This is a genomic window from Erythrobacter rubeus, assembly GCF_014705715.1.
Taxonomy (GTDB): Bacteria; Pseudomonadota; Alphaproteobacteria; order Sphingomonadales; family Sphingomonadaceae; genus Erythrobacter; species Erythrobacter rubeus.
Window position 1 is genome coordinate 594,997 of the sequence record NZ_JACXLC010000001.1, and the last position, 13,700, is coordinate 608,696.

General features: G+C 59.1%; 2 protein-coding genes. Both read left to right on the top strand.

Annotation, left to right across the window (positions count from 1 at the left end; translation table 11 throughout):
* The first annotated feature begins 371 nt into the window (after nt 1-371).
* Nucleotides 372-12,935, top strand: a complete 12,564-nt coding sequence (locus tag IB285_RS02920) for a DUF5801 repeats-in-toxin domain-containing protein (protein ID WP_190786768.1) — start codon at nt 372-374, stop codon at nt 12,933-12,935.
* A 34-nt stretch (nt 12,936-12,969) separates the two neighbouring features.
* Nucleotides 12,970-13,686 (top strand): OmpA family protein, encoded by a 717-nt coding sequence (locus tag IB285_RS02925; RefSeq protein WP_190786769.1) that lies wholly within the window; start codon nt 12,970-12,972, stop codon nt 13,684-13,686.
* Nucleotides 13,687-13,700: the final 14 nt, after the last annotated feature.

The following is a 13,700-nucleotide window of genomic DNA, read 5'->3' on the forward strand; positions in this document are numbered from 1 at the left end:
TTCGCCGCCGTCAGATTCCTTGATTTTCAGGACGTTAGATTCGCCGAGCCGATTCGAGGTTCGGACAACGATTCGCGATCCCATTAACCAATTAATCCATTTCCGGATGTGGGTTTTGATAAGTTAATTTATATATTACATAGACTTATTTATGGTTCACTGGTTTGGTAAACGAACTTGAAACCAATGCGAAAAGCTGGTCAAATTGATCCAATGTTGCGGGGGGTTGTGCTTTTTCAGCGCTGAATCGCCTTAAGGACAGTAAATCGGGGCTGTGAGCGAAGAGTTGCCGAGCGTGCTTTGTTACGTGAGGTTAGTCGCGCTTGCGCCCAAAAAGTCGGTGACATCCGGCGAGCAAGGACGGCAAAGCGATGAAATTCGAAAACGACGCCAATCAGGACCGCACTGAAGATTTCGTGACCGATTCGATCAGCGAATCGAATGAGATCGTTTTGCCTGCTCAGGATAACGTCATCACGCTTCCGCCGGGCGCTTCGCTGGAAGATCTGTCGGTAGAGGGGCGCGATCTCGTGATCACGCTGGCCGACGGATCGCGTATCGTTATTCCCGATGGCGCCGTGTTCGTACCGCAGATCGTAGTCGAAGGCGTTGCCGTACCGCCGCAAACAGTCGCTCAGCTCCTTACCGGTAGCGAGCCGGAACCAGCTGCCGGTGCAACCCAGAGTTCGGGCGGCAATTTTGCTGGCGATGAAGGTGAGATCCAGCCAGCCTTCGACATCGGCGACCTTCTGCCATTCACCGAATTGCAGTTCCCGGAAGAGCCGGAGGAGGAAATCCTTCCTTTCGGCGATGACGAGCCGGAAGTCGTAATCGAGACCGTCGACAATCCGATCGGTGTGCCGAATGCCGTGACCACCGTCGACGAAGACGGCCTGCCAGCCCGCGGCGACGAACCCGAAGGCACTCAAGCTGAAACCGATAGCGAGAGCACCAGCGGCAGGATCGTCGTCGATGCACTCGATGGACTCTCGGCCATCCTGATCAACGGTATCGAGTTGACCGGTCCGGGGCAGGTCATCACCACGCCTCTGGGCGAGCTGACGATCACCGGGCTCGACCTCGATGCTGGCGAAGTGACTTTCACCTACACGCTTACCGACAACACGACCGAAGACGTTTCCGACGTCTTCCAGGTCACTGCAATCGATACGAATGAAGATTCAGGTGAGGCTACGCTCACCATCAACATTACCGATGATGGTCCCATCGCAGCGGACGATTTCAACATGGTTCCGGCAGGTTCGCATGATGCGATCACCGGAGATGTGCTGATCAACGACGTTTCGGGCGCCGATGGCTATGCCGAAGATGGACCTGTGCAAAGTTTCAGCAATGCAAGCGGCACCGCCGAGCCGGGCGAAACGCTGCAGGGTGAATACGGCACGCTGACGCTCAATGCCGATGGCAGCTACACCTATGTCCGCGATTTCAATACGCCGGGCGGGGTCGAGGACACCTTTGAATATACCATCGCTGACCAGGACGGCAGCACCTCGACGGCAACGCTTGTTATCGAAATCGGTGACGCGCCGGGTGTCATAACCAGCGTTCCGCGCACCGGCGCAGGAACCGTTGTGGAAGAAGGCGCGCTCGCGCCGCGCGGCGATGAGCCTGCCGGTTCGGGCGAAATTGCCGATGGTATTGCGGATAACAACAGCGACCCTGCTGAAAACACCAGCGGTGTGATCGAGTTCTCGTCGCCGGACGGACTCGGATCCGTCACACTCAACGGCGTCGAAGTCACGCCGGGTGATTTGCCGCAAACCGTCATCGATGATGGCACAGGCACTCTGGTTGTGACCGATCTGACATATGATCCTGTCACCGGTCTGGGCAGCATCATTTACGAATATACCCTCGGCGACAACACCGATGGCGATGACACCACCGTCGAAGTGGACATTGTTGTAACCGACCTCGACGGTGACGAAGCCGAAGACACGCTGGTTATCACGATTGTCGATGACGAACCCGAAGCGGTGGATGACGATGAAGGCCAGGTAGCCGAAGACACACCGGTCACTGTCAACGTGCTCGACAACGACATTGTCGGTGCCGACGACGTCGAGGTAGGCGACATTGCCTTTGTTGACGGAACGCTCAGCGGCACGGGCACGCTTGTCAACAATGGCGATGGCACTTTCACCTACACGCCGGGCCCCGGTGAAGAGGGTGAAGTGACATTCGATTACACCATCACCGATGGCGACGGAGACACTTCGACAGCAACCGTGACCCTCGAGCTGGAGCCGGACTCCGTTCCCGAGATCGCCGTCGAGGGCGACAATACTGTCGACGAGGCAGGTCTGGCTGCGCGCGGCGACGAGCCGGCTGGTTCGGATGAGACAAGCAACAGCGAATTCACCTCCGGCCTGATTGCGATCGACACCGGTAATGACACCGTCGGATCGCTCGAGATCAACGGGGTTGACGTCACCAATGGCGGGACTGTTACGACCTCCAAGGGCGTACTTACGGTTACGCTCACGGGTACGCAGTATTCCTACACTTACGAACTGACCGACAATACGCTGACCGATCCGGACAGCGATACATTTACCGTTACGGTCACCGACAGCGATGGCGACGCGGCGACCACTTCATTCGTGATCGCGATCGTGGATGATGCGCCAACCGCCGAAGACGACACTGGCTCGATCGCTGCGGGCGAATTCGGCCCGATCGGCGGCAACGTCATCACCAATGACACGCAGGGCGCGGATGGCGCGGTTGTCACGTCCTACACCGGAGCAGGCGGTTCAGGCGATGCGGGCGAAACCGTGCAGGGCCAATATGGTGTCCTCACCATCGCTGCCGACGGAACGTTCAGCTACACCCGTGATCCGGGCACACCGGGCGGTGTCACCGACACGTTCAACTACACAATCACCGATGGTGACGGCGACACCGCCGACGCCGATCTGGTGATTTCGATCGCCGATGGCGTGACCACGCTCGACCTGCCGGTGAGCGGCGAGGCTGGCACCTCCGTCGACGAGGCGGGCCTTGATGGACCTCCTGCCGGTTCAGCAGCTGCAACCGACAGCGAGACAACGGCGGGCACTTTCACATTCTCTGCAGAAGACGGACCGGCAACGGTGCTGATCGACGGCACCGAGGTGACCACGGTCGGCCAAACCTTCACCGGGTCGTTCGGCACGCTTGAGATCACCGCCATCAATGCGGGTTCGATCAGCTACACCTATACCCTCGAAACCAATACCAGCGGCGACAACACGTCAGACAGCTTCGTCGTTCGTGTCGAAGATCAGGACGACGATGTCAGCGAAGGCACTCTTGAAATCGCGATCGTGGACGATGTTCCTACAGCGATCGCGGATTTCGATAGCGTGACCGAAGATGGACCACTGATTGCCGACGGCAATGTTTTGACCGGCAGTGGCGGCACCGATGCCAACGCGACCGATGGCGTTGCCGACGTGCAGGGCGCCGACGGCGCCAGCGTTACCGGTGTTGCAGCAGGCACTTCGACCAGCGAAGTAACCGGCCAGGTCGGCACGCCAGTGATGGGCACTTATGGCTCGCTCACGATCGGCGCCGATGGTGCATACAGCTACGAGCTGGATAATAACAACGCGACTGTTCAGGGTCTCAATGAAACCGAAAACCTGACCGAGACCTTCACCTACTCCATCACCGATGGTGACGGGGATGTCCGCACCACCACCGTCACAATTACTATCAACGGCGCGGATGATCCTGTCGTGATTACCGGTCTCGACGGACAGGGATCGGAGCAGACGCTGTTCGAGAACGATCTGCCCGATGGAACGTCTTCGGACCCTGCAGCGCTGACGCAGACCGGCTCGTTCGAAGTAACCAGCCAGGATGGTCTTGCGACATTGACCGTTGGCGGCATCACCGTCTTCGATGCCGACAATCCCGTCGGCTTCCCAGTGACAATTGATGATCCGATTTACGGTCTGCTGACGATCACCGGCGTGGCGACCACCACGGATGCGTCCGGCGACGTGGTCAGCGCGACGGTAAACTACAGCTACACTCTGCAGGACAATTCGCTGCTTCACACGGGCGGCAATGACGGTTCGTTCACCGACAGCTTTGCTGTCGTCGCGACCGACACCGACGGTTCGACATCGAGCGACTCCCTCGACATCACGATTGTCGACGACGCTCCGATTGCGACCGACAACTCGAACACCGTCGATGAAGGCGCGAGCGTCACCGGCAACCTGCTCACAGACGACAATGGTGACGGCGTGGATGCGCCAGGTGCCGATGGTTTCGGCGCTGCAGGCGCGATCGTCGAAATCACCAGCGTCAACGACACGATCACTCAGACCACCGTGGATGCGTCGGGCAATCTGGTCATCACGACCACTCTGGGTGTTCTGACGGTCGATGCCACGACCGGTGAGTACACCTATCAATCCACCGCCGATGCGACGAATGTCGATGTGGCGGATGTGTTCACCTATACAATCATCGATGCCGATGGTGACGAGGCTCAGGCTGAGCTGACGATTGACGTCGTCAACGCGCCGGGCGTCGTTTCCGATAATGACGTCAACGTAAACGAAGCGGGTCTGCCAGGCGGGAGCGATCCGCTCTCCGGCAGTGCGACCGACAATGGCGGTCAGATCACGGTTGTCGGTGCGACCGGCACGCTGGTCTTCTCGCTGGATGGAGCCATTGCAGGCCCCGGCGCTAACGAAGTGCAGATCGACGGGATCTACGGGACCATCGTTCTGAACACGCAGACAGGCGCGTACACATACACGCTCGATACGCCGTTCACCGACGCGGTTGACGAAAACGGTGCGAACGTCGTGAATGCTGCAGAAAGCTTCACCTACGAAGTTCGCGATACGAATGGCGCGCTTATCGGTGACGGGTCGATCGACGTGAACATCACCGACGACATTCCGACCGCTACCGATCAGGCGAGCATCAATGTCGCCGAGGACGCTGCAGCTCCTATTGGCGGGAACGTGCTCACTGACGGTGTCGACGACACGCCTGGTGCGGATGGAGCAACGGTCACTGTCATCACCATCGACGGCACCGATTATCCGGTCGCTCAGACCGCAACGCCAACGAGCGTGACGACACCGAACGGCGTTTACACCATCCTTCCCGATGGCACGTGGACCTTCGATCCGGCCGCGAACCTCGATCAAGAAAATGGCCCGGTCGATGCCTCTTTCACTTACACGCTGACCGATGGTGACGGTGATTTCGACACGGCAGAACAGCCGATCCTGATCACTGATGGTGCCGATCCTTCGGCCGGTCCAGACATCATCCTGACGGTCGATGACCAGAACCTGCCGGACGGCTCGACTCCGGGGTCGGTAACCAGCAGCGATACGATCGTTTTCACCGAGGGTTCGGACGACATCGCGTCCATCGCTTTCGGAGGCATTGGCGGCCTCAATGGCGGCCTCGATTGGGTCCGTGTCAGCGATACACAGATCACTGGCTCCGATGGCGGCCGCCTGGTGGTTACGCTGGACCTGTCGGTCACCGGCACGACAGCGACTGTCACGGCAACGCTGAACGACAATTTCGACGATCACCCGACCATCAATGCCGATGACCTCGCCGATCTCGGCGATGTCGATGTCGTCGCAACCGACATCGATGGCAGCACGGCCAGCTCAACCGTGAATTTGCTGATTTCGGACGATCTGCCGACGATCACCGCAAGCGCGCCTTCGGCTGGTGCGCTGACTGTCGATGAAACCGTCCTCGGCACCGATGCAATGGCGAATTTCGCCGGCCTGTTCACCTCCGACGCGAATGCAGACGGACCGGGCACCGTGGGCAATTACACCCTCGGCGTGAATGCTGGCTCGACCGGGCTGGTGGACACTGCAACGAACGAAGCGGTCGTCCTGACCGTAAACAACGGCGTTGTCGAAGGGCGTACCGAAAGCACCGGTGCGCTTGTCTTCACGGTTTCAGTGGATGCTGCGACAGGTGTTGTAACGCTTGATCAGCGGAGCGCGGTCAAGCATGTTAACACGACCGATGATAACGACCCCACCGGCCTCGCAGCTGACAACCTGATCACGCTGAGTGCCACAATCACGGACAGCGATGGCGACACTGCCACCGCGACCGCAAACATCGCTGGCGGGATCACCTTCCTCGACGACGGGCCTGCACTCAGCGGCGTGTCGGTAGGAAGCACTGTCAGTGTCGATGAGACTGACGGCCTCACCACGAGTGCTACGTCAGCCGCTTCGATCCTCAATTTCACGGCCGATTTTGGTGAAGATGGCCCTAACGGGACAGAATTCGCATTGGTGATCGACAATGCGGCGAGCGGTCTTGCAACCGCGGTCGGCGATTATCCGATCACTCTGGTTGCGACGAGCCCGACCGTGATCACCGGCGTTTTCGACGATGGTAATGGCGAGCAGCCGGCATTCACCGTCGAGATCAACGCCAATGGCACAATCACGCTGACGCAGATCGTCGCGCTCGAGCATCTGGTAGATGGCGACGACAGCGCGGGCGAGCACAACGACACGCTCGACCTCGCCGGCAAGATTTCCGCAACTGTGACCATCAAAGACGGCGATGGCGATACAGACAGCGCGACGGTCGCTATCGGCGCCGCTCTGACCTTCTTCGATGATGGTCCGTCGGTCACGCTTTCGGGCGTCAACGACAGCCTGACTGTGAGCGACGCGGATTTCGGTGACGATGCAGATGCAAACTTCGCTGACAATTTCACTTTCGACGGCGGTGAAGACGGCGCAGCAAGCACGAGCTTTGCGCTTTCGGTCATCAATGGAAGCGATTCCGGCCTGATCGACACGCTCAGTGGAAACAGCGTTTTCCTCTTCCTCGAAGCAGGCGTGGTTGTCGGGCGCGAAGGCGTCGATGCGGCAGCTGCTGCGACCGGTGAGGAAGTGTTCACGGTCACCGTCGACAATACCGGCGAAGTCGTGCTCGACCAGAGCCGCGCGGTCGATCACGAACTCAGCACCGGCGCGAACGGCTCGATCGTTTCGCTAGCATCGGACGGCCTCGTACAACTGATCGCTACTGTCACGGACAACGATGACGACACGGCCAGCACCGCGCTCGATATCGGATCAAACCTCTCGTTCACCGACGATGTACCGACTGCGGGACCGAACAATGTGGTCCGGGTGGACGACGATGTTCTGGGCGGAAATCCTGGCGGACCGAACGACAACGTCGATGCACAGTTCACCACCGGAACGCTGAACCACGATTTCGGCAATGACGGCGGCACAATCGCATTCGAGACGACCGGTTCGCCGAATGGCTTCCGCTACGTTGCTTCGGGCGATGACATCATTGTCGAGCAGGAGCAGGGCACAGGCAACTTCGTCGCGGTGCTGACCATCACGCTCGACCCGAGCAATGGCGATTACACTGTTACCCAGACCGCCAATATCTGGCACTTCCCCGGCGATACCGAGAACAACCTCCTGTTCCCGATCGCCTACACCGTGACCGACGGCGACACCGATACCGCGACTGGATCGCTGGTGATCAATGTCGACGACGATACGCCGGTTGCGACCGATGACGGCATTATCGCGACGGTCGACGATAACGACAGCGGCGTTAACATCGGCAATGTCACAGACATCACCGCGAATGACAGCTACGGTGCAGACGGTGTCGGCACCCCTGCAGTCACGATCGCAGTCGGCAGCCTGGGCGGAACAGTCACGATCGATGGCAGCGGTAACCTGCTCTACACCTCGGCAACGGACATCACCGCGCCCTTCACCGACCAGGTGGAAACCTTCACCTACACCATCACCGATGGTGACGGTGACACCACCACGGCAACCTTCCAGGTGCGTATCACCGACGAAGGCCCCTCGATCGACGCCGATGCGGCGACCGTTACGGTCGATGAAGAAGGCCTCGGCGGGATCGCCGGTAACGGCGATAGCTCGGGCGACGTCGCTGGCGAAGCGACGGTACAGACCGGTAACCTCTCGGGTATCGATTTCGGGACCGACGGCCCCGGCTCGATCACGCTGACCGCGGTTACCGACACCGGCTTGACGACGCTCGCAGGAAACGCAGTCGAAACCGTGTGGGATGCGACTACGCGCACGCTCACTGGTCAAGACGCAGTCACCGGCGAAGACGTGTTCACGCTCGTGATCAATGATGTTGCGACGGGTGCGTACACCTTCACCCTGCTGGCTCCGATCAACCACCCTGATGGCACCAGCGAAGACGACCAGTCTTTCTCCGTTGGCGTAATCGTCAGCGACGCCGAAGGCGACACTGCCAATGGATCGATCAGCATCACGATCGACGATGACAGTCCGCTCGCCGCGATCGACGCCTCGGGTCTCAGCGTTTCGCATGACGAGACGCCCGGCATTGACGGTGAAGCGCAAGACGTGGCCGGTCCGATTGCCGCATTCGCCGTTGTGACCAACACAGGCGATGATCCCGATGTGGCAGGCACGGTCATCGGCTATGCTCAGGACATCAACGGTCTGGCATTTACTGGCACCAATTTCGGCGCTGACGGACCCGGCACTGTCTCCTTCTCGCTCGACGTGTCGAGCGCGGGTGTGGAATCGGGTCTCAACACCACGGATGGCACGGATATCGTTCTATTCAAGGAAGGCGATGTCGTTGTTGGCCGCGTGGGCGACCAGTCCGGTAAGGCAGCTTTCGCCGTCGCTGTGAACAGCGCCACCGGCGCGGTCAGCCTGGTGCAGTATCTCTCCATTGAACATCCGACAGGCGGAGCCTCCAGCCCGGACGAAACCGTTTCCATAGCGAGCGGTGCGCTGGTCGCATCGGTCACCGCGACCGATGCCGATGGCGACAGCTCGACCGCCTCGACGGCAATCGGCGGCCTCATCTCGTTCCAGGACGATGCGCCGACGCTCATTGCACCAATCGATGACGAAACCGCCGCGAACGATGCGGACGCAGCTCCGTTGACCGGATCGCTGAATATCGATTTCGGTGCGGATGGTCCCGGCACTGTCGAGACCATTTCGGCCGACGTGACCGGGCTGACTGTGGGCGGGCAACCGCTGACAACTGTACAGAACGGCAACGTGCTGACCGCATTTGTTGACAGCGACGGTAGCGGCACATTCAATGCCGGTGATACCGAAGTCTTTACGATCACGGTCGATCCCGATGCTGGTTCGTCCGGCGAATATGAGTTCGACCTTATCGTACCGCTCGATGGTGAAGTGACCGTTGTCGATATCGGCAGCGACGGTGCATTCGGTTCCGGACCGGCACTCAGCCGAATAGTTTCGCAGGACAGCACAGGTGATGAGCTGGTATTCGTCACCGGCTGGGAGCCGAACGGCAATGGCGGTCTGCTTACACCCGCCGAACTGGCAGCGTGGAAGGCTGGAGGAATTCCTGACCTCGATCAAGTTGCTGGAGTGAACGGTTCGAATGCCGGGTTCGGCATCAACAGCAATAACTTCGACCAGGGTCAGTTCATGCGCTTCGACCTTGGCGCGCTCGATGATTATGACGGTCCGGGCGACTACAGCCCTCCGGGTGGAACCAATCTGCTCAACGCCACCTTCATCAGCTTCTCGATGAAGAACTTCGGTCAAGGCGACAACGTAGAATACGTTGCCCACTTTACCGACGGGACGACCCAGTCGATTACGAAAGTGGGATCAGGCAACAATTCGACGGAGACGGTGACGATCACCGCGCCTCCAGGAGAATTCGTGGCCTTTGTCGATGTTTACAGTGTCTCCGGCGCTGTGAAACTGAACATCGCTGAGGTTGGTGCTACTGAAACCAATGTCGATTTCGACCTGCCTGTTTCCGTTACGCTGGCGGACGGTGATGGCGACACGGTCTCGGACGACTTCGTCATCAACATCGTCGATGATGCGCCTGATGCGCAGGACGATCTCACCACCACGACTGTTGTCGATCAGGACATCAATGCGGCTTTCGTTCTTGATTTCAGCGGCTCGCTGAATTCGAACGAGCTGAACCTCCAGCTTGAGGCCGTCAAAGATGCTGCATTCCAGCTCTTCGAAAACACGACTGGGGATGTGACGCTCACTTTGGTGACCTTCTCGGGCGATCAGACCGGCGTTGCCGATGCGATTGCGCAGGGCAATTTCACAGATTTCGCCAGCTTCGCTCAAGCGCTGGATGGCCTTAATAACCAGCTCGGCGGTGACCGCGTTCAAGACGCTTTCACCAACTTCAGCGCTGGTATCGATCTAACAATCGATGAATTCGGAGCGGTCATTGCTGCCAATCCGGACGCCAACAACCAGGTGTTCTTCCTGAGCGACGGTAACCCCAATCGCGATACCGGCACGAACAACGCGCTGAGCGATACGGTTGCTGCCGATTGGCAGGCATTCGTCAACGCTAACGATGTTAACGTAACGTCGGTCGGCGTCGGCGGCGGCATTAGCGTCGGTCCGCTTCAGGACATCGATGTGGACGGCGAAGGTGCTCCGGTTCTCGCCGCGGACTTCGCGGATCTCGTTGATACCCTGATCGAAGTCGTCGTCCCCGAGATTTCCGGCAATGTGCTCTCTAACGACACACCGGCAGCGAACGGCATCGAAGTTACTGCGATCGTGGTGAACGGCGTGACCTTTGCCTTCGATGGTATGGGCACGATCACGCCAAGCTCAGGCGGTTCGATTTCTGGCACGAGCTTTACAGCGACGACTGTGTTTGGCGGTGAGCTGACATTCGACTTCGCGGATGGAAGCTTTACCTATCAGCCGCCGCAGACATCTGTCGCGGAAGTCGAAAACTTCCAGTATTTTGTGACCGATAATGACGGTGATATCGACAGTGCTATCCTGCGGATCGATATCGAAGCAGTGTCGGAAAACAACAATCTCACGCGAAACGATACGGTCATCACCAACGCTGGATCGCCTGTCACGATCGATCAGGCATGGCTCCAAGCCAACGATGATCCGTCGACGTCGATCACCGGCATCGGAACCGTTACCGACGCAACCGGTGTGGCTTTGTCTGGCGGGGACGTGATCTTCACCGACAATGACAGTGACGGCGGAAGCTTCGTCTACACCTCCAACGCCGATAACGCATTTGTGACGGTCAACCGCGCGCAGTCCGGCCAAAACCAGCTGGACGGGACGAGCGAGGACGACATTCTCATCGGCCGCTCGAGCAACGACACCTTGGTTGGCGGGGATGGTGCAGACATTCTCGTGGGCAATGGCGGTTCGGACCAGTTCTTCCTGCGCGATGGGGACTCGTTCGCTGTAGTCGGTGGATCGGGCGATGCGGGCACGGTGTCGGGTTTCGACGTGATCGTCGACTTCGATCTCGCGAACGACCGGCTGAACTTCGACGGTCTGACGGTGCAGGCGGCTCAGGGCGCTAGCTTTGACGGAACCGACTCGACCCTGACGATCAACGGTGCGACCATCAAATCGCACTCGGTGGTCGATGGTATCATCAGCTTCGATGACAGCGACACATTCAGCAACGCGCTGACGCTGTCGAGCGAGAGCGATGTCGCGGCGGTCGTCGATTACCTGCAGAACAACGACATCGGTAACAACAATTCTGTCGTCGCCTTCGCCGTAGGAAGCGATACCTTCGTATACTATCAGGACAATGCGACGGCGACCCCGACGCAGGATTCCCTGGTCCAGCTGCAAGGCGTGACCGTCACGAACTTCAATACGCTCATCAGCGGGACCACGATCGATCCGGTAGTGCTCGATCTCGATGGCGATGGGACCGAGTTCCTCGGCCTTGAGGCCGGTGTCAGCTACGATTTCGACGGTGACGGTGCTGCCGAAGCTACCAGCTGGGTCGGCGCGGATGATGCAATTCTCGCTTTCGACGCCAACGGCGACGGGAAAGTGACCGATGCTTCCGAATTCGTATTCGGCGGCAACGGTGTCACCGATCTCGAAGCGATCGCAGCTCGGTTCGACACGAACCAGGACGGCGTGCTCGATGGTTCCGACGATGCGTTTGCTGAGTTCGGGATTTGGCAGGACGCTGACAGCGACGGTGTGGCCGATGAAGGTGAATTCACCTCTCTGCTGGATGCCGGCATCACGTCTATCGGACTGGTTTCCGATGGCAATGAGAGCAGCGCACATGATGGCGATGTCTTCATCCACGGCAAATCGGCGTTCACCTTCGCGAACGGGCAGCAAGGCGAAGTGGCGGACACCACGTTCGTCGCTGAACGCCAGTCGCGCACTCAGGAGCACGCTCTGGCAGCAGCTGCAGCTTCGGCGGTGCTCGTGACAACCGAATACTCGGTCGAGCGCGATCCGATCGAAGCTGTGGACCTTGCGTCTTTCGAAGGGCTGGAAACTGTCGACCCAGTGCCCACGGTGACAAACCAGGCTTCCGACACTTCGGTGGACTCCGAAGAGTTGCTCGCTGCGCCAGACGCTTCTGACGATGCTGCGCCAAGCGATAATGCAATGCGCAGCAATGAGGACGGGGCCGAGGGCGGTTCGAACGACCTCGCCATTAACGCCGATCAAGCGAGCGTTGAGCCGACTGAGCTTACAAGTGGCTCGAATGACACGGCGGTCTTCAATTTTGCGGAGACCGGCGATTCAAGCGGGACTGTGCAGATCGATCAGGCCATGGAAGCGCTGCTGGCGATGGAGGCAAATGCCGAAGTTGCCGGAGGGGACGATGGTTCAGGAGAAGGATTGGAAGAGGGCGCCGAAGCGGTTTTCGCCGACATGGCAATCGAAGCTGAATTCGAAAGTCTGATCGACGAATTAACCGAAGATTCGGATGCCGCCGGGTATCTTGCAGCGGAAACTGGCGCTGTGAATGGCGAGCTGCTCGACCAAGTCGTTGAAAGCTCGATCACTTCCATGAAACCGATGGCAATGCCGGATTCGCATGCGGATGAAGCCGCTGCGAACGCCGTGCCAGCCTAAAAGAATACAACCCGTGGGGGGAACTTAAATGCGAATGAAGACCACCGTGATAAGTGCACTGGCCATTGTTGGTGCCGCGGTTCCTGCCTCGCTTTCGGCGCAGGAACTGAGCGCCGATCTGGCGACCAATGACACCGATGAGCTGCGGGGCGCTGTTCAGACGCGTTACGACGCAGCATTGGCTGCTACCAATAATGTCGATGTGGTCGCCGCCAACGATCCGCGTTACCTTTGGGCCAATGAGGCCAAGGCGCAATGCGCGATTGCTCTCGGCTTTCTCAAATCGGATACGCGCGACGAGGCGAGCATCGCGAAGTGCGACTATGCCTATGGCCTGATGACGCAGATCCCGCGCCGCCCGGTTGCCCCTCCGCCGCCTCCTCCTCCGCCACTACCGGCTCCAGAGGTGTGCACGGATCAGCAGCCCGGCATTGTGTTTTTCGGATTTGATTCCGCCGAGCCCATGGAAGGTGCGACCCAGACGATCCAGTTCCTCGCCGGAAATGCCGAAACCTGCGGATGGGATTCGTTCCGCGTCGTCGGCCATGCGGACCGTGCCGGGAGCAACACATACAACGAAGCTCTTTCGCTACGCCGTGCGGAGGCCATCGCCGATTTGATGGTCGGTCTCGGTATCGATCGCAGCAGGATGTCAATCAGCGCCGAGGGTGAAACCAACCCTCGGGTCCCGACTGCCGATGGTATTCGAAGCCCGGAAAACCGCCGGGTCGAGATAACCGTATCGCGTTGAGGTGAGGGAAGAAA

Coding starts and splice junctions, on each gene's coding strand:
- IB285_RS02925 (WP_190786769.1), top strand. CDS start 12,970: ATGAAGACCACCGTGATAAGTGCACTGGCCATTGTTGGTGCCGCGGTT.
- IB285_RS02920 (WP_190786768.1), top strand. CDS start 372: ATGAAATTCGAAAACGACGCCAATCAGGACCGCACTGAAGATTTCGTG.